Genomic DNA, 17,844 nt, shown 5'->3' on the forward strand with positions numbered 1-17,844 from the left:
ATGTTTTGTCTAAACATCAAAATTAGAAGTTATCATTTTTTCATTACTTTTAAACCAAATTACTATTCATGCAATTTTCCGAAAAAAGAAACCTTACCCGTTGGATTATCATTATGGCTTCCTTTGTCATTGTGATTTTGATATTGTGGAATACCTATTCTTTTTTTCAAATATTCAAAGACCAAGAGCGCATTAAAATGCAAAATTGGGCATTAGCTCAAAAAAAAATTAATAGTGCTGATCCCAATGCTGATGTTGATATGGAACTCCCTTTCCAAATTATACAAGAACCGAATATTCCTATAATTGTAACCGATAAAGATTCGATAATTAACACCAAAAACGTTGATGCTGACATTTTAAAAGACAAGACTAAATTAAATCGTTATTTGCAAAAATTAAAAAATCAGAATGAACCAATTGTTATGCAAATATCTGAAAAACAGATGCATTATTTATATTATGGGGATTCATCATTACTCAACAAATTAAAATATTACCCAATAGCATTGCTCTTGATTATTGTTCTTTTTGGCGCATTAGTTTATAATTTCTATCGCAGCACCAAAATGGCCACTCAAAACAAACTTTGGGCTGGAATGGCAAAGGAAACGGCACATCAAATAGGCACACCATTATCTTCTTTAATCGGTTGGCTCGAAATTATGAAAGCGGATAATGTTGATGAAACGACCATAACGGAAATAGAAAAGGATATTAACCGACTTCAAACCATAGCCGATAGGTTTTCAAAAATTGGTTCGGAACCTATTTTAGAACCTTTAAATATTATTGATGAAACAGAAAAATCTATAGAATATCTACAATCAAGGTTTTCAAAACAGGTAAAGTTTTCTTTTAGTGCTCCAGAAAAAGCTATAATGGTATCATTAAATTCGGCACTTCATAGTTGGACGATTGAAAACTTAGTCAAAAACGCCATAGATGCTATGAAAGGCAAAGGCAGATTATCTGTAGAAATAGTAAGCGAACCTAATTTTGTCAAAATATTGGTTTCAGACACCGGAAACGGAATTCCAAAAAACCAGTATAAAAGTGTTTTTGAACCCGGATTTACAACCAAAAAAAGAGGCTGGGGTTTGGGGCTGTCATTAACAAAACGAATTGTTGAAGAATACCACAAAGGGAAGATTAAAGTCGCTCATTCCGAAATTGGAAAAGGAACTACGATGCAGGTTTCGTTTAAAAAGGTATAAAAAATCCCATATCAATAAAGAAATGGGATTTTATGCTATTTTACTTATTGTAATTAAATTATGGAACTGCTATTTGATGACTTTCTGGAATACCGTTGATGTATATTTTTACCACATAAATTCCTGAATGTAAGCCACTAACAGAAAATGTAGCTTTGTTATTTACAATTGTTATACTGCCTTTTGAAAACCCCATCATGTCAAAAAGCTCCCCGCTTATGGAATCGCTTACCGATGGAGACTTGCTTACATCTGCTAAATCAATATTTACAATATTATTTGAAGGGTTAGGAAAAACAGTATACATTCGATTATAGGATTGAGGTAAAGCTGTTATTTCAAATGGCAATTCATACCAATCGCTCCATCCACATGCGTTTTTAGCTCTAACACTAACACTAGTCGAGCCAACATCCAAAGTACAAATAGTTCGCTTATTTTTTAAACCATTAAGACTTATTATAGAATTTGATGTTTGCCATTGCCAATTAGTATTAACTATACTTTCAGCATACGTTTGTCCGCTAAAATTTGCGATTACTACATTAGTTGAATTTAGTTCTGGAATAGAGTATGAATAATTTTCACTAGATGCAATACATAAACTTTGAGATGTCGTTCCGTTGCCAAATGTAAAATTATCTAAAATAGGTGCTCCAGCATGTAGATGCTTTACAGTTGACAAACCATTTTCAAAGAACGCTGTAATTGTTGCGTTTCCATTATAAATAGCTTTTACAGTAATGCCATAATCGGATTGAGAAATGATTTCTAAATTATCACTAACACTCCAATTAGATACTACAGAGGGAAACTTACAAGGGGTATTAAAAGTGTAATTAAAATTACTATTTAAACATATAGAGTCTGGCCCTGAAAGCAAGTTATCTCTCAACGGATAACTTGGCAGCTGCGGCTGGCCGTCAAGTTCTTTTAATTACCATTCCACACTTTCTTTGGTAAAAGAGGTATGTTGCGTGTTTTTATCACCTCCAAAATAGCTGTCAAAAGGTGTTTTCTTGTTTGTAGGACATGCTAAATTATAATTCAACGCATTATTCCAGTTTTGATTTGGTTCAAGATGAGCAATGGCTGAGAAGGTTGGGATGAAGGAATGGATTGGGTTAAATTCTCTTAAACTCCAATAACCTCTTGTTCCTATAATAAAATTAAAATTTAAAAATGGATTTTCTGAAAAAACCGCTTTTCTCAATTGGTCTTGAGCATCAAAAAAACCTCCAGGAACGTTGTCCATATTTCCTCTATTATTTACATTTCCAGCGATACAAATTTTATTTTCATTGCTATATGTATTTCTATTAAACTTATGTAGTCTAGAAATTTTAATTGGAGTTTGATCTTTCGGTAAAAACCTTGATTCTAAAGAAGCCACATGAACTTTTCCAACAGTAACTCCCAATATTTTAATTTTTTGAAAACCTCTAATATTTAGAACTAAATCACCATCATCAGCATAGTTCATAAATGGTTCACCAGTTATTAATTGTGTTTCTTTTGAACCCGTCAAAGAACCATTAACTATCGCTATTTTTCTTAAATTTTGAGGCCAACCTTTTGAATTAACAACACCATTATTATTTTGTTTATTATAATGTTCTTGAAAAAATGTGTTACCCCTATTATTTATTAACCCTTGAGAAATTGTTTGTGCATTTTGAAAATTTGGGTCTGCATTATTCCCTATTTGTCGATGAAACTCAATTAATTGTTGTTGAGATGCAGGGGAACTTAATTCTTTTTGATAAAAATCAATAGCTTGATCTGATTCAGATTGTAAACGATAGATTAAACCTTGATCACCTAACGGAATGTTAGCACCTAGATGGGGGCTATCAATACTTACCCATAAATTCACATTATGAGGAAGGTTATTTTTTTCCATGTAAGAAAGTGCATATCTAGAAATTTGACCCGCCATGCTAGGAGCAAAAATTGCAATTTGGTTAGTGCTGCCATTGGTAGCTAGCTTGGTATTGGTTTCAGTGATTAGTTTAATGAGGGCTAAAGCATTGCTCTCTATATAATAAGCTCCTCCATCAATTACCACTTGTTGACCATTTTCGAGGTTGGTTGTGGTATATTTTGGAAAATTAACAATCATGACATCGTAACCTAAATCTCTTAATCTTCTTAAAAGAGGAATAATTTGTTGGTCATAATAAACTATCATGTCGGTTATTGAACGATGTAATTCTGGGTCAAATTGTCCATTTGCGCCCCGAAAATTGACTGCGCAGTTGGCATCTTGCTCGCAATCGCAATCCTCTATTCGGCGTTTATCTCCCGGGTCAAACCCATCAATAATAATAATGGGTTTTGTTAATTTTTTTAGTGTATTTCCAGTACTATAATACACTCTATAATCAAATTTTGGCATAATTTTAGGATCCGTGGTTCTGTATCCTTTAAAATCATAAGAAGAAGTTGTTGCAAAATCATCTCTTAAAACATCCGATGGATTGCAACTGCTTGATAGAGTGTTCGAAAGGTTTGTGTTTCGAAAATAAATGGATGCATACGTAGTTGTTTTATCTCCATTATAAAATTCAACTTCAAATTTTATAAATTTTGTCCCAGTAGTTTCATAATTCATACTGACCGTAACAGGATTAAAAACGCCATTTGTAATAATTACTTCGGTTTTTCCATAATCAAAAAAAGCGGTTAACGACTTTATGGGTTTTTCTCCATAAGAATACACAAAATCATCTGTAAAAATAAACGTTGCAGCATCTCCCTCAATCGCACTTTTTAGTGGCGCAATTATAGTAGTATGCAACATGTAGAAAGCTTGTTTATTAGGTATTTGAATATATTTTTGATTAATTGAGTCAAACTTTACCCCTCGATAGTCACTATTTTCCCAATTAGCCAAAATATTAAAATCAGTATTAATAATTCCGAAATTTACAGCATTACTTTGCGCAAACTGTGATAAGCCCTTTACCTCTTCAGCTAATTTTAGAGGATGTTTGAATTTTTTGCCCTTACTTGCATTATAGAGTTCAAGTACTGCCTGTTTAAAGTAGCTGTAATCAGCCGTGTTTAAGCTGTCTGACAAATTAAAGTTGTACAAGTTTGCCAATTGCATGGTTCGTTCATATAAAATACCCGTGTTGATTTTTGTTGTATCAATGTCTCTGAGCATTTTGTCCAAATCGTCATAATCTGGATCAGGTAAGTTTTGTGCTACGGTGCTGTTAAAAAACAACACAACACTAGCGATGAAAAGAATTTTTTTCATAATTTTGTTTGATTTTTGTTAATATTTATTTATTGACATTTATAGGGTTGCCTTTGCCGAGGCAACCTTATTCTTTTATGGAAATTCTTTGTAGGAACAGGTTAAACTGTTCACGTCAAATCTTCCTTTAGTTATTTCTATTTCATCATTTGGGTTATTTATATTACGTAGTTTACCTGAAAATGAACCGCTTACTATTGTTCCTGTCAATGGAACATTAGAACCTGGTCTATACATAGTAATTGTTAAACTTCCTGAATTTTCATAGGAAATGTATTTTTTATATTGGTTTACGACTTTGTCATAAATTATACAATTAACATAGTTGTGATGTAGTCCATCAATATCCGAAAATCCATTTGACTCATTAATTGGGAAATTTCCAATACCAGTTAATTTTAATTCGTGAATATGAATTAATAATGTGAAATAGTGATTGCTTTTTAAATCTCTTACTTCAATTTCATTTGCATAAGGTGTGCTATCATAACTACCCCAAAAAGTCATTCCCCACTCAGGGAAAACAATACTTGGTTTTTCACATCTAGGTTTGTAAAGTTTTCCATCTATCAAACAACCAAAAGTATTGGCTCCTGTTTGTGTTTCTTTTGGTAAACCGTCTTCGGGACTATTGTCGGTACTACATGCTAGAAATAAGAATAGCAATGTTAGTAAAAGTGAGTTTTTCATAATTTTGCTTGATTTTTTTTATATTAATTTATTGACTATTTAGGGTTGCCTTTGCCGAGGCAACCTTATTCTTTTATGGAAATTCTTTATAGGAACAGGTTAAACTGTTCACGTCAAATCTTCCTTTAGTTATTTCTATTTCATCATTTGGGTTATTTATATTACGTAGTTTACCTGAAAATGAACCGCTTATTATTGCTCCTGTCAAAGGATTATTAGAACCTTGTGTATATCTGGTAATAATAATACTTCCTGAATTTTCATAGGAAATGTATTTTTTATAATTACTAGTTTTTTTATCATAAACAACGCAGTGCAAGTAAGTATGGTTTAATCCATCAACGCTGTTTTCACCGTTGGATTCATCTATAATAAATTCACCTACACCGTTTAAATGTAATTCATCAATATGAATGAGCATTTCAAAATAGTTTACGCTTTTTAAATCTCTCACTTCAATTTCACTATAATCAGTTACGTTTGGAATCCCTCCCCACATAATCATTCCCCATTGAGGAAATACTACACTAGGTTCTTCGCATCTTGGTTTGTAAAGTTTTCCGTCTATCAAACAACCAAAAGTATTGGCTCCTGATTGTGTTTCTTTTGGTAAACCGTCTTCGGGACTATTGTCGGTACTACATGCTAGAAATAAGAATAGCAATGGTAGTAAAAGTGAGTTTTTCATAATGTATTGGTTTTAAAATTTATATTGTAAAATAACATGTGCTGAATAAGTATTTTCGATAGAATTAAAAGTAACATTTGGATTTAATCCTAAAGCAAAGTTTTGAGAAGTATAAAAAAGCAGTTTTACTTTAATAGGTACGCCAATCGTAGATTCAGATTGTGAATAAAAATCAGTAGCGTCGTTTTTATAATTTACTTTAAAGTAAGCAAGACCAATATAGCTTTCTATTTTTATAATTCGCGATAAATTGATTTCTCTACCATATAATGCAGCAATTTCTGTATAGTTTCTTGATGCATCAAATAATTCGAATTCAGCTCCGCTAGAAAAGGCAAAAGAAAATAAGTTTTTATGATATCCACTAGTTACATCGAGATATCCGTTAATTCCACCATCATTAATTTCACCGGCACAAATACCGAAACCTGCTGAAATTGATCTAAATTTTAACTTCTTGTCAGATGATTGAGAATAACTGTTTACAAAAAAGAATAAAAGAACTGTCGCAAAAATAAATTGATGTTTCATCTTATCAGTATGTAAAAAGGTTTGAGAAATAATTTTACTAAACTATTTTATTTATACAAAAAGGCGTAATAAATAATATTTTCTTTAATTTCATGATAAAATTACAAAACCCTAATTTACTTTTGGTACACTTTTTCTGTACATTTTTTATTTACGACATATTTTCCTCAATTACTTTAATTACTAAATAGTGTAAAACAAAAAAATCCCGAGAAATCAGGATTTTTGCTTTATAAATTACTTTGGATTGCCTTGGTTAGTTCCTCAAATTCTTCCTTGGTTAACGAGACTTTTCGCTGAAAACGCATATCATCCATATCGTGAAGTGGAATTAAATGCACATGAACATGCGGCACTTCGAGACCCACGACGGCAACGCCAATGCGTTTACATGCTATTGTTTTTTCTATCGCTTTTGCTACGTTCCTTGAAAATTTCATCAATCCCAAGTAATGCGCTTCATCCATATCAAAAATCTTATTGATTTCTTGTTTTGGTATGCAAAGTGTGTGACCTTTAGCATTCGGATTTACATCCAAAATAGCAATGTAGTTTTCATCCTCGGCTACTTTGTAACTGGGAATTTCTCCATGTATTATTTTAGTAAAAATAGAACTCATTAGTCTCTTGAAATTTCTAAAACCTCAAAGTTAAGTTTTCCGTTTGGAACGGTAATTTCAGCAACTTGACCTACCGATTTTCCTAATAGTCCTTTGCCTATTGGAGACGTAACCGATATTTTCCCAGTTTTTAAATCGGCTTCGCTTTCGGCAACTAAAGTATAATCCATCTCCATCCCGTTTTGTTGATTTTTGATTTTTACTTTTGATAAAACCAAAACTTTTGACATGTCAAGATGTGATTCGTCTATCAATCGCGCATTCGCATGTACTTCTTCTAACTTAGCAATTCTCATTTCGAGCATTCCTTGTGCTTCTTTCGCTGCGTCGTATTCTGCATTTTCAGACAAGTCACCTTTATCTCTTGCATCTGCAATAGCTTGCGAAGCTTTGGGTCTTTCTATGCTTTTAAGTTGATCTAATTCTTCTCTTAATTTTTTTAATCCTTCTGCTGTGTAATAAGATACTGTACTCATGTTTTCCTCTTTTATATAAATAGAAAAAATCCCATCGCAACGGGATTTCTTTTTGCAAAGATATATTTTTTATTATTAATTCAATTTTGTTTACGTTTGATAACGTTTGTCAAAGTTAATTAAATTAAATTTGTTTCGCTATGTATTTTAATAAATTTATTATGAAAAAGATTTTTGTTCTATTTATTTTCTTGCCCTTTATTTTTGCTTGTGATTCGGGAAGCGTAAATTATAACAATCCTAACATTCCGAATGATCCAGTTAACTTGTCGCTTAATTTAAGTTTGCCTCAATATAGTAATCTTCAATTTCCAAGTAATCATATTGTAGATTATTCGCAAGGTGCCAGAGGAATTGTTGTATTCAATACAGGAAGTGCTTACAATGCTTTTGATTTGGCTTGCCCGAATCAAGCTTTTTCTACGTGCACTGCTCCGATGTCAATTATCGGCATCGATGCCAAATGTAATTGTGATAATATAAGCTACAGTCTGTTTTCAGGACAAGCTGCTGGACAACAATATCCTATGAAACCCTACCGAGTGGAAATAGTTGGAGGAAATTTGATTATAACTAATTAAAAATTCAAAGTTAATCCAGCTAAAAAATTGATTCCAGCTTGTGGATAATAGCCCGCGCCTTCTTGTGTTATTACCGTTCCTGGATTACTAAAATCGTCATCAAAAGTATAGAAATAGCCATTTGACTCATATTCAACATTGAAAATATTGTTGACCAATGCAGAAAAAACTATCGATTTTAACCCTTTGTTGATATTCCATTGGTAGGTAAAATTCAAATCATTTACAAAAAAAGCATCTAAAACAGACTTTTGCGAATCGATATTTCCCATAAATTGTTTACCTACATATTTTGAAAACAACGATATCTGCATGGTTTTGATGGGTTGATAGGTAAATCTATTTCCAAAAATTATACTTGGCGAAAATGCAATATCCGTATTTCCTAAGTTTTGCAATATACCATCACGTTGAAAATTAAAGTCTCGATTTTTGTTTTGACTTAAGGTTACATTTGGGTTGAGCGATAATTTTTGATTTAATGTGATCAAAGACTCTACTTCTAAACCCAAACGGTAACTACTTCCACTGTTGGTGAAAATAGGCGAACCTACATCATTCAAAGCACCGGTTAAAACTAGTTGGTCTCTGTAGTTCATGTAAAAAGCATTAGCCGTTAGCGTTGCTCTTTTTGAATTGTATTTCCATCCTAATTCAAAATCGAATAGTTGTTCAGGTTTGGCACTTCCGTTTTCATAGTCATCGCGACGCGGTTCTTTATTAGCCACACCAAAGAAACCATAAAACGAATTTTTTTCATTCAATTTATAATTTAATCCCATTTTTGGATTGAAAAATAGAAACGTATCGTTTACATCATCAAAACGAAAACTGGTAGCTTCATAAAAAACCATTCGGTATTGCAAATCAGCAAAAACATTCCATTTTCCTAGTTGATGTGATGCTTTTGCATATACATTAACATCGTCTTTATTCCCAATATTGTCGTAATATCGGTTTGCGTTGGGAATATAAAATTGTGTCCAAACTACTTCGCCAAAATGATCGCCTAGATATCGATTTGCTGCGCCACCAATCAAAATATCTGTTTTTGGGGTTCTATAATTTAAACAAAATGTGGCTCCAAAAAAATCATTGTCAAGCCATCGTTTTCGAACCAAATCGGAGACTGAATTTCCATTAAAATCGGGTAAATTATAGTCTGCCAATGTTTCATCTTCTCTGTATTGTTCAAAATAACCTTTGCCTAATGTGTAATGCAAAGCACTATTTGAAACCCATTTTTCCGACCATTTTTCAGACCAATGCAATTGAAAATGATTTTGTGTGTAATTATCAGTTTCATCATCATAGAACTGTGTGTTACCAAATTCATCGGTATACATCCCTGCAACATTATACGTTCGGTCGTTTTTTAGTTTTTCAGGATCTTCTAATCCATACCAAGCTTGATAGGTTTTTTCTTTACCTCCAAAAGCAAAAAACTTAATTTGTCTTTTTTCAGTACTATAATTGGCATTAAAAAAGTAACCAAATAGGTTTGAAGAAGCTCGGTCAATAAAACCATCGGACGCGATATTTGAAAGTCGTGCATTCATTTCAACATTGTTGTGCAACCCTGTACCAAAGGACAAAGTATGTTTTCGAGTGCCGAAACTTCCTGCAGCATTGGCAATTTCTGCATAGGCTTTTTCTTGAAATGTTTTGGTTTGCATGTTTAAACTTGCTCCAAAAGCACCAGCTCCATTGGTAGATGTTCCAACGCCGCGTTGCAATTGAACACTTTCTAGTGATGAAGCAAAATCGGGGAGGTTCACAAAAAAAGTTCCCTGACTTTCGCTATCGTTAAATGGAATTCCGTTTAAGGTTACGTTTATTCTTGAACCATCGGCGCCACGAACTCTTAAATAAGTATATCCCACACCATTTCCGGCATCGGTTGTGGATACTACAGATGGTAAAAAATTTAAAAGCACCGGAATATCTTGACCCAGATTGCGCGGTGCAATTTCTCCTTTAGAGTAGTTTGTATACGTGATTGGGTTTTTCCCTTTTGCTCTGACAGATGAAACGGTTACTTCATTAAGTTGGTTGACTTTAATGGTGTCTTGCGTTTTTTCCTGTGAGAAAGAGAGAACAGAAAAGAGAGAAAAGAGAATAGAAAATAGAAAATAGAAAATAGATTGTTGTCGTCCTCTGACTTCCTGCTTCCAGCTCTCTGCTTCCAGCATCTGGCTTCCTGCTTCCTGCTTGCTACATCCCGCTTTCCGCTTTCCGCTTTTTTTTAATAAAGTTTTCATTCGTAAAATAGTTTACAAATAAAAAGAGGTAATTATTCTTTGGTTAAAATTAATTTGATACTCTTGCTAATTGTTTGAAAAAGCCAGCAGCGCCTGCTCGCTCTTTCGCTAAAAATGTCCACTAGACATTTTCTTAACGCTTGGCCGTCCCTAAACAGCATTACCTGTTCTAGGTTCATTGGGTATAATCTCAGCTCGTAATTTAGAGCACCCCTTTTGAGACAAGGCAAAGATAAGAAAGTATTAAGATTATAGTATTAAGTATTAAGATATTTATTTTGTCTTAATACTTAATACTATAATCTTAATACTTAATACTTAATACTTAATACTTAATACTTAATACTTAATACTTAATACTTGATACTACAACTCCGGCTTCCTTCTATTTTGTTTGATTTCAGAAAGAGTGCGCTTGGCTTTAATTCTTTTTTCGATAACAGAGCGCGGAATTTTGGTAGCTTTTCTTTTTTTGGGAACTTGTAATGATTTTGTAATCAATTCCAAAAAACGCTTGATGACACTATCTTTATTTCGGAGTTGGCTTCTGTCTTCATCACAGTTTAGAATCAGTATATTTTCGGAAGATAACTTGGAAGCAAGTTTCGCTGCAAGCAATTCTTTTTCTTCTTCGCTTAAAGCCCTAGAGGCATTCAAATCAAAGGTTAAAACGACTTTAGAGGAAACTTTATTGACATTTTGCCCTCCGGCTCCAGAACTTCTAACGGCTTTAAAGTTTAGCTCGCTTACAATTTTATCAGTTTCCATGTTGTGGTTGGTGGGCTGGCTTCAGTAAGTCGTTTACAGTTTTTACGGGATTGAACGTGATTAAAGGAACTTCAACAAAAACGGTTATCCATTTAGCCATGGCGCCATTCCAAAGTCCGGGTAATTCATAGCCTTTTAATTCTTGTCCGTTTCTGTTTTTTGTAACAATAAAACCCGTACTTGAGTCAACAAACTCGCTTAAATCAAACTTTATTCCTTTATAATTTTTGATAGCACATACTAAATCAACTGGATTAAAATGAGTTGCTTTTGCTAAAATTACGGCTTGTTCTTTATTTGTTGTTTCAACTTGTGAGCTTTCAACAATTTGTAACGATACGTTTCCTTTATAACTTCTTACCCAAAATGGGCCACCACCTGGCTCGCCTTCATTTTTAACCATCCCACAAACACGAATTGGGCGATTTAACTTGTTTTTGATAAACGCAATTTTATTATCAACAGTATATTTGTCAAAATCATCTAAAATGTCAATATTTAACTTTTCTTCCATGAAATCAATGATTTTTGGAATCTTATTTTCTGTTATGTTATTATTTTCTACCGATTTTAATATATCAAAAATTTGTTGTTGTAAATCTAGTAAAATGCCTGCTAATCCTTTTTTATACAAAGTGATTTCCTGAATGTGGTTTTGAATCACGTTATCAATATTCTTAATAAAAATAACATCAGCATTCAAGTTATTTAAATTATTTATTAATGCACCATGTCCGCCAGGGCGAAAAACTAAGCGACCATCTTCATTTCGTAAAGGTTCGTTGTTAAGATTAACTGCAATAGTGTCTGTGCTTTTATCCTGATGAGAATAGTTAACATGAACCAATGTGTTGGATTTGGTTTCAACTTTTTGTTTTATACTATTAATAATGGATCGGAATAAATCTTCATGGTATTCAGAAACGGTAAAATGCAAATGAGATACCGAATTAGAGCTTGCATAAAAGGCACATTCGTTCAAATGCTCTTCTGCTGGAGTAGTAATTTCTGTTTCATATTTATGAAAATCTAAAACACCTTTGGGTTTATTTGGAAAATCAAAATAATCAGGAGATAGCATTGTTTTTATAAATAGAAAACTCTTTTCATGACTTTCCAAAGAGTAGTATTCTGGAGTATGCTCTTTTACCTTTGATTTTATAGCATCATAGAAGGGAAATTTTTCAATTCCAGCTAAAAAAATAGGGAGATTTTTGTCTTTCTTCCTATTGATATAAGCGTTTATAGTTTCATTTTCATGATCAAAATCATTCAGAAACTCATTTAAAAATTTAAACATTCTGCTTGCTGCACCCGAGGCAGGAACAAATTTTTTAAGTTTTAAAGTATCCTTTATAGAATCAAAAAAGTCGGCTTTTTTTTGAAATTCTTCATTCGATAATTTTACGATACCATCATTTATAGTTGCGGGTTTATCTAGAGTAATCTTGGGGATGCCCAATTGAAACAACAGAAGTTCGCCTTCAATTTTATCCAAAGAAATACCCAAAGCTTTGATTTGGTCAAAATCTGCTTCGGTAAAATTGTATTTTTTTGCTAAACCTTGTTTTGTTGTGCTGTTTTCTTCCATTCTAAATAGCCAAAAATGGCGATTATTGTAAAAATTAAATATTGTAAAGAGAGCATTCCTAATCCTCTGTAAGCGAAAAGCGGAACGACTATACTATCTCCAATAATCCATAATATCCAGTTTTCAATTTTTTTCAAAGCCATATACCACATTGCTGTAAAAAAAAGACCTGATGTAAAAATATCAATATAATTAGGAATTTCAAGTTTGTAATCGAAAAACTTGTAAACCAAATAGGTGATGAATACCGTTGAGATAAACAATATAATACCTGTAATTTTCTCTTGTAGATTAGTTGTTGATATTTCTATATTGCGGTCGTTTGATTTTGACCTCCATTTATACCAACCATAAACACTCATAATAGTGAAGTAAGCATTCATTGTCATATCTCCAAAATACTTAGCCTGATATAATAAATAGACGGTTATTATTGTAGCAATAAGTCCAGTAGGATAGACCAAAATATTTTGTTTTTTAGCAAAATAGACACTTGCTATTCCGAATGCAAATGCCAAAAACTCCAAAACAATTTGAATTGTTGAAGCGTATTTATATTGGTCAAACAGCAACTCTAACATTAGTCAAAAAAAGTTAAGTCATTTTCAAACGCTGTTCCGATTATGATTAAATCGGCACCTGCGGCGTAAGTTTCCTCGATTTGTTTTTTGGAACAAATACCACCGCCGACAAACAAAGGCACTGAAATTCTCTTTGAAACATTTTTTATTGTCTCTAAAGAGACCGTGTTTTGCGCACCACTTCCAGCTTCAAGGTATATCAATTTATTACCAATTAATTCACCAGCTTTTGCGGTTTGTGAAATATAATTGATATTATTTTTAGATAAAGGTTTGGTTTTACTAACTCTTTCTACGGCAGTTTCTGAACCGCTTTCTATTAATATATAACCAGTAGAAATGATTTCAAGGTTGCTTTTTTCTAAAATAGGAACAGAGTTAATTTGATGTTCTACCAAAAAATCCGGATTTCTTCCCGAAAGCAACATAAGGAATAAAATACCGTCAGCTTCTGCTGAAATTTGTGAAGGATTTCCTGGGAAAAGGATAATTGGTAAATGAGTACTACTTTTTAAACAAATAATGATTTCATTCAAATGACTTCCATCAAACGAACTACCTCCAACAAAAATATGGGTTGCGGGGGATTGATTAATTTTTAAAACTACTTCGTAAATTGTTGCTATTTCTAACTTGTCTGGATCAAGTAGAATGGCCAACATTTTTTTATTTTTAGACTTGGCATCCAGTATGTTAAGGTAGATTTCTTTCATTGTTTATTTTCATCCGAGGCAAACCCGATAGGAGCAGAGCTAAAAGCACAAACAAAAACATAATTCTCAATAAAATCAAAAATGATATTGAAACGTTCACTAGTATTAAATCGCAATTCGACACTACATTTTTTATCACTTAAATTAAATTCACTCTCAAAAATATCATCTTTAAAACTGATTCCAATTTCATTTTTAATCTTAAAAACTGATTCTTTGATGCCCCAAACTACCGTTGCTTTTGTTAATTGATCGGATTCTGAAAGGTTTTCTAAATGAGAAACATCCATGTAACGTGGCGCTAGTTTTAGTGTTTTCTCTTTAATAATCTCTAAATCGGCTCCAATATTTACATTGCTAATTACAATAACAGAAAAACCATGAGAGTGCGATATCGAAATATGTTTTCCGTCTTCTAAATGGGGCTTGCCATATGCATCATAATACAAATCAAAGTCAGAATAACCAGCTTCTGCCAGCAATTTCCTAACACTCAAAAATCCATTTTGATGGCTTTCAGATTTCATTCCCTCTAATCGAGCTAAAGAAATATCCTTAAGCGCGACACTTCGAAAAAGCTCCTCAAAAGATTCTGTTATTTTCCAAACAAAGACTTTTGTGAAATCATTTAACGTTATGGTTTTTAGTAGTGGCATGCTTGTTTTTAAATTATCTAATTGTTTTTCAGAAAATTAAGTTTTTGAACAAATCATAAAAAAGTAAAAAACGTTTTTTTAATTCTTTCTTATTATGTATTTTTGCACCCAAATTAAAAAAACAAATATACATAATAGATGAGTACACAAACATTACCTTATGTAGCTTTTAAAGTGAAAGATATTTCGCTTGCAGCTTGGGGAAGAAAAGAAATTGAATTAGCTGAAGCTGAAATGCCAGGATTGATGGCACTTCGTGCTGAGTATGGAGCAAGCCAACCTTTAAAAGGGGCACGTATTGCAGGATGTCTTCACATGACGATTCAAACGGCCGTTTTGATAGAAACATTAATTGCTCTTGGAGCTGAAGTTACTTGGTCATCTTGTAATATTTTCTCAACCCAAGATCAAGCTGCTGCTGCAATTGCTGCTGCTGGAATTCAAGTGTATGCTTGGAAAGGTTTGAATGAAGAAGATTTTGACTGGTGTATTGAGCAAACGTTATTCTTTGGTGAAGACAGAAAACCATTGAACATGATTTTGGATGATGGTGGTGATTTAACCAATATGGTTTTTGACCGTTACCCAGAATTAATTGACGGAATCAAAGGTCTTTCAGAAGAAACGACAACGGGTGTTCACCGTTTGTACGAAAGAATGAAAAACGGAACGTTGTTTATGCCAGCAATCAATGTGAATGACTCGGTTACTAAATCTAAATTCGATAATAAATACGGTTGTAAAGAATCAGCTGTTGATGCTATTAGAAGAGCTACCGATATTATGTTGGCTGGTAAGAGAGTAGTAGTTTGTGGATATGGTGACGTTGGTAAAGGTACAGCAGCATCATTTAGAGGCGCGGGTTCTATTGTGACGGTTACAGAAATCGATCCAATTTGTGCTTTACAAGCAGCAATGGATGGCTTTGAAGTAAAAAAATTAAATACGGTTGTAGGGAATGCTGATATCATCATCACCACTACTGGAAATAAAGATATCGTTATGGGAAGCCACTTCGAGCAAATGAAAGACAAAACAATCGTTTGCAACATTGGTCACTTTGATAATGAAATTGACATGGCTTGGTTAAACAAAAACCACGGTGCTTCTAAAGTTGAAATCAAACCGCAAGTAGATAAGTATACTATTGCAGGAAAAGATATTCTTATCCTTGCCGAAGGGCGTTTGGTAAACTTAGGATGTGCTACAGGACACCCAAGTTTTGTTATGAGTAACTCTTTCACCAACCAAACGTTGGCGCAATTAGAGTTATGGAAAAATTCTGCGAATTACAAAAATGAAGTGTATATGTTGCCAAAACATTTAGATGAAAAAGTAGCCGCCTTACACTTAGCTAAATTGGGAGTTGAATTGGAAACATTGAATGATGACCAAGCTGCTTACATAGGTGTTGACGTCCAAGGACCATATAAACCAGAATATTACAGATACTAATTTGCTTACCGCGAAGTCGGGAGCCTAATATAAGCCCTTGCTGAAAAGTAAGGGTTTTTTGTTTAAATTACTATATAAAAAAAGGCGAACTAGTAAATGAGTTCGCCTTTTATATATTTTTTAAATATAATTATATCTGTTCCTGAACCAAATTAATGATGGTGTTGGCATCAAGTTCTCCCGATTGTCTCCAAACCATTTGTCCTTCTTTGTAAATCATAAGTGTTGGCAATCCTTTAATACGAAGGGCGTCGGCCAACTCTTGATTTTTATCGACATCAATTTTGATCACTTTTGCACTATCTCCTAGCGCAGCTGCTACATCTCTAATAACAGGATGCATAGAAACTGAAGATTCGTTCCACTCTGTATAAAAATCGATTAATACGGGAACTTGAGCGTTGATTAATTCTCCAAATTTTGACATAAAACCAAAGCGTTTTTACTTTTTTAATATAGTTTAAAAGTAATATTAAAGCACAAATGTAGCATTTTTAACTAATTATGCTACAAAATTGCCTTTTTTTAGTTCAAAAACCGTAATTTCTGGCATAATACCTACGCGTCCTGGATACGCATGAAAGCCAAATCCACGATTTACGTAAATATATCTTCCAAATTCGTTGTATAGTCCTGCCCATTGTTTGTATATGTATTTCGCTAAACTCCATTTGAAAAACCCCGGAATTTCAATCCCAAACTGCATGCCGTGCGTGTGCCCTGAAAGCGTTAATTGAATGTTTTTCGGATGACTTTTTACTATATATTCCCAATGACTTGGGTCGTGACTCATTAATATTTTAAAATCTTCTGGAGCTACATTTTCTGATGCTTTGTCAATATCGCCAAATTCACCAAAATGTTTACCCCAATTTTCAACACCAATCAAAGCAATTTCATCATTCCCTATTTTGATTTTCACATTTTCATTCAATAGTAATTTAAAGTCAATCTGACGGTGCAAATCTTTTATGGCTTCAAAATTATCGGCTTTTGCTGCTTCTGATTTCCAATCCAAATACGCGCCATAATCATGGTTTCCAAGTATAGAATATTTGCCATGTTCAAAGTTTTTTAATCCATTGAAAGTGTCAATCCACGGATGCATTTCATCTGCTTTTGCGTTTACTATATCTCCAGTGAATAATAAAAGATCCGATTCTTGTTCATTGATTAAATCGATGGCGTATTTAATTTTTGCTTCATCATCAAAACTACCGCTATGAACATCTGAAATCTGAGTGACTTTAAAACCTTCAAAAGCATCTGGTAAATCGGGGAAAAATAAGGTTTGACGGATAACTTTGAAATTATATTTACCAACCGTCATTCCATAAATTAAAGAAAGAAACGGCACCGCTGCCAATCCGATTGCGACTTGACTTACAAATTTTCTTCTGGCGGGTAAAAAGCTATCGGAATTGTGTCCCATAAAATGTGTTACGGTTCCCATCATTACTCTCAAAACATCTTCCATCAGCATGATAAAAGTCAGCACTAATTTTGGCAACAAAACCAAAAGCAATAAACCTAACGTAATTAGAGTCATCTTAGTTTGACCAACGCTTCGGTCATACTTTTTGAGTTCATAAGAAATGAAAAGAACAGCCACAATAGAAATCATGATGTAGGTAATCAAAATCCATTTCGATTTTGTAATGGTTTTTATGGCTTGAAAAGCATAGAGCTCTACTATTCCTATGATTATGAGAAGAATTAGAAACCGGAATGCCATCTTTAAATTTTTGACA

At 33.2% G+C, this 17,844-nt stretch carries 18 protein-coding genes; 3 read left to right on the plus strand and 15 right to left on the minus strand.

What is annotated here, in order from left to right; translation table 11 throughout:
* Nucleotides 1–68: 68 nt before the first annotated feature.
* Nucleotides 69–1,217: a sensor histidine kinase gene (locus ACIQ2L_RS03655; RefSeq protein WP_396156533.1), complete on the plus strand. Its 1,149-nt coding sequence runs from the start codon at nt 69–71 to the stop codon at nt 1,215–1,217.
* 58 nt (nt 1,218–1,275) lie between these two features.
* Here the strand turns inward: ACIQ2L_RS03655 and ACIQ2L_RS03660 are convergent, their stop codons facing one another.
* From ACIQ2L_RS03660 to greA, 7 genes are all read right to left on the minus strand, one after another.
* Entirely contained in the window at nt 1,276–2,100 is an 825-nt protein-coding gene (locus tag ACIQ2L_RS03660; protein WP_396156535.1) for a T9SS type A sorting domain-containing protein, read from the minus strand.
* Between the two features lie 54 nt (nt 2,101–2,154).
* Nucleotides 2,155–4,482 (minus strand): hypothetical protein, encoded by a 2,328-nt coding sequence (locus ACIQ2L_RS03665; protein WP_396156537.1) that lies wholly within the window; start codon nt 4,480–4,482, stop codon nt 2,155–2,157.
* A gap of 75 nt (nt 4,483–4,557) precedes the next feature.
* Entirely contained in the window at nt 4,558–5,172 is a 615-nt protein-coding gene (locus ACIQ2L_RS03670) for a hypothetical protein (protein WP_396156539.1), read from the minus strand.
* A gap of 73 nt (nt 5,173–5,245) precedes the next feature.
* Nucleotides 5,246–5,860: a hypothetical protein gene (locus tag ACIQ2L_RS03675; RefSeq protein WP_396156541.1), complete on the minus strand. Its 615-nt coding sequence runs from the start codon at nt 5,858–5,860 to the stop codon at nt 5,246–5,248.
* A 12-nt stretch (nt 5,861–5,872) separates the two neighbouring features.
* Nucleotides 5,873–6,391, minus strand: coding sequence for a hypothetical protein (locus tag ACIQ2L_RS03680; RefSeq protein ID WP_396156543.1), 519 nt, complete (start codon nt 6,389–6,391; stop codon nt 5,873–5,875).
* A gap of 230 nt (nt 6,392–6,621) precedes the next feature.
* Nucleotides 6,622–7,011 (minus strand): HIT family protein, encoded by a 390-nt coding sequence (locus ACIQ2L_RS03685; RefSeq protein ID WP_396156545.1) that lies wholly within the window; start codon nt 7,009–7,011, stop codon nt 6,622–6,624.
* A complete protein-coding gene (gene greA / locus ACIQ2L_RS03690) occupies nt 7,011–7,487 on the minus strand; it encodes a transcription elongation factor GreA (protein WP_396156547.1) in 477 nt (158 codons plus the stop codon). The genes ACIQ2L_RS03685 and greA overlap by 1 nt, the downstream gene beginning before the upstream one ends.
* A 161-nt stretch (nt 7,488–7,648) precedes the next feature.
* Between greA and ACIQ2L_RS03695 the strand changes: the two genes are divergently transcribed.
* The gene (locus tag ACIQ2L_RS03695; RefSeq protein ID WP_396156549.1) at nt 7,649–8,068 is read left to right on the plus strand and encodes a hypothetical protein; all 420 of its coding nucleotides are present in this window, start codon (nt 7,649–7,651) and stop codon (nt 8,066–8,068) included.
* Here the strand turns inward: ACIQ2L_RS03695 and ACIQ2L_RS03700 are convergent.
* The 6 genes from ACIQ2L_RS03700 to ACIQ2L_RS03725 all read right to left on the minus strand — a co-directional run bounded on the left by ACIQ2L_RS03700 (nt 8,065) and on the right by ACIQ2L_RS03725 (nt 14,638).
* Nucleotides 8,065–10,329 carry a TonB-dependent receptor gene (locus tag ACIQ2L_RS03700; protein ID WP_396156551.1) on the minus strand — a complete coding sequence of 755 codons (2,265 nt, stop codon included), beginning with the start codon at nt 10,327–10,329 and terminating at the stop codon, nt 8,065–8,067. The two genes, ACIQ2L_RS03695 and ACIQ2L_RS03700, sit on opposite strands and share 4 nt — an antisense overlap.
* Before the next feature lie 366 nt (nt 10,330–10,695).
* Complete coding sequence (gene arfB / locus ACIQ2L_RS03705) at nt 10,696–11,097, minus strand: alternative ribosome rescue aminoacyl-tRNA hydrolase ArfB (RefSeq protein WP_396156553.1); 402 nt, start codon at nt 11,095–11,097, stop codon at nt 10,696–10,698.
* Nucleotides 11,087–12,688 (minus strand): DUF4301 family protein, encoded by a 1,602-nt coding sequence (locus tag ACIQ2L_RS03710; RefSeq protein WP_396156555.1) that lies wholly within the window; start codon nt 12,686–12,688, stop codon nt 11,087–11,089. Before ACIQ2L_RS03710 ends, arfB begins: the two co-directional genes overlap by 11 nt.
* Nucleotides 12,655–13,269 (minus strand): nicotinamide riboside transporter PnuC, encoded by a 615-nt coding sequence (pnuC, locus tag ACIQ2L_RS03715; protein ID WP_396156557.1) that lies wholly within the window; start codon nt 13,267–13,269, stop codon nt 12,655–12,657. Before pnuC ends, ACIQ2L_RS03710 begins: the two co-directional genes overlap by 34 nt.
* A complete protein-coding gene (locus ACIQ2L_RS03720) occupies nt 13,269–13,982 on the minus strand; it encodes a geranylgeranylglyceryl/heptaprenylglyceryl phosphate synthase (protein WP_396156559.1) in 714 nt (237 codons plus the stop codon). Before ACIQ2L_RS03720 ends, pnuC begins: the two co-directional genes overlap by 1 nt.
* Nucleotides 13,979–14,638 (minus strand): 4'-phosphopantetheinyl transferase family protein, encoded by a 660-nt coding sequence (locus tag ACIQ2L_RS03725; RefSeq protein WP_396156561.1) that lies wholly within the window; start codon nt 14,636–14,638, stop codon nt 13,979–13,981. Before ACIQ2L_RS03725 ends, ACIQ2L_RS03720 begins: the two co-directional genes overlap by 4 nt.
* 138 nt (nt 14,639–14,776) lie before the next feature.
* Between ACIQ2L_RS03725 and ahcY the strand changes: the two genes are divergently transcribed.
* Nucleotides 14,777–16,093: an adenosylhomocysteinase gene (ahcY, locus tag ACIQ2L_RS03730; protein ID WP_396156563.1), complete on the plus strand. Its 1,317-nt coding sequence runs from the start codon at nt 14,777–14,779 to the stop codon at nt 16,091–16,093.
* A 130-nt stretch (nt 16,094–16,223) separates the two neighbouring features.
* On the opposite strand, the gene ACIQ2L_RS03735 is transcribed toward ahcY, so the two are convergent.
* Both ACIQ2L_RS03735 and ACIQ2L_RS03740 read right to left on the minus strand, forming a co-directional pair.
* A complete protein-coding gene (locus ACIQ2L_RS03735) occupies nt 16,224–16,520 on the minus strand; it encodes a thioredoxin family protein (RefSeq protein WP_396156565.1) in 297 nt (98 codons plus the stop codon).
* A 75-nt stretch (nt 16,521–16,595) separates the two neighbouring features.
* Nucleotides 16,596–17,828 (minus strand): metallophosphoesterase, encoded by a 1,233-nt coding sequence (locus tag ACIQ2L_RS03740; protein ID WP_396156567.1) that lies wholly within the window; start codon nt 17,826–17,828, stop codon nt 16,596–16,598.
* Nucleotides 17,829–17,844: the final 16 nt, after the last annotated feature.

This window comes from Flavobacterium sp. (assembly GCF_044369455.1).
In the GTDB taxonomy this organism is placed as follows: Bacteria; Bacteroidota; Bacteroidia; order Flavobacteriales; family Flavobacteriaceae; genus Flavobacterium.

Coding starts and splice junctions, on each gene's coding strand:
- ACIQ2L_RS03655 (WP_396156533.1), top strand. CDS start 69: ATGCAATTTTCCGAAAAAAGAAACCTTACCCGTTGGATTATCATTATG.
- ACIQ2L_RS03665 (WP_396156537.1), bottom strand. CDS start 4,482: ATGAAAAAAATTCTTTTCATCGCTAGTGTTGTGTTGTTTTTTAACAGC.
- ACIQ2L_RS03670 (WP_396156539.1), bottom strand. CDS start 5,172: ATGAAAAACTCACTTTTACTAACATTGCTATTCTTATTTCTAGCATGT.
- ACIQ2L_RS03675 (WP_396156541.1), bottom strand. CDS start 5,860: ATGAAAAACTCACTTTTACTACCATTGCTATTCTTATTTCTAGCATGT.
- ACIQ2L_RS03680 (WP_396156543.1), bottom strand. CDS start 6,391: ATGAAACATCAATTTATTTTTGCGACAGTTCTTTTATTCTTTTTTGTA.
- ACIQ2L_RS03685 (WP_396156545.1), bottom strand. CDS start 7,011: ATGAGTTCTATTTTTACTAAAATAATACATGGAGAAATTCCCAGTTAC.
- greA (WP_396156547.1), bottom strand. CDS start 7,487: ATGAGTACAGTATCTTATTACACAGCAGAAGGATTAAAAAAATTAAGA.
- ACIQ2L_RS03695 (WP_396156549.1), top strand. CDS start 7,649: ATGAAAAAGATTTTTGTTCTATTTATTTTCTTGCCCTTTATTTTTGCT.
- ACIQ2L_RS03700 (WP_396156551.1), bottom strand. CDS start 10,329: ATGAAAACTTTATTAAAAAAAAGCGGAAAGCGGAAAGCGGGATGTAGC.
- arfB (WP_396156553.1), bottom strand. CDS start 11,097: ATGGAAACTGATAAAATTGTAAGCGAGCTAAACTTTAAAGCCGTTAGA.
- ACIQ2L_RS03710 (WP_396156555.1), bottom strand. CDS start 12,688: ATGGAAGAAAACAGCACAACAAAACAAGGTTTAGCAAAAAAATACAAT.
- pnuC (WP_396156557.1), bottom strand. CDS start 13,269: ATGTTAGAGTTGCTGTTTGACCAATATAAATACGCTTCAACAATTCAA.
- ACIQ2L_RS03720 (WP_396156559.1), bottom strand. CDS start 13,982: ATGAAAGAAATCTACCTTAACATACTGGATGCCAAGTCTAAAAATAAA.
- ACIQ2L_RS03725 (WP_396156561.1), bottom strand. CDS start 14,638: ATGCCACTACTAAAAACCATAACGTTAAATGATTTCACAAAAGTCTTT.
- ahcY (WP_396156563.1), top strand. CDS start 14,777: ATGAGTACACAAACATTACCTTATGTAGCTTTTAAAGTGAAAGATATT.
- ACIQ2L_RS03735 (WP_396156565.1), bottom strand. CDS start 16,520: ATGTCAAAATTTGGAGAATTAATCAACGCTCAAGTTCCCGTATTAATC.
- ACIQ2L_RS03740 (WP_396156567.1), bottom strand. CDS start 17,828: ATGGCATTCCGGTTTCTAATTCTTCTCATAATCATAGGAATAGTAGAG.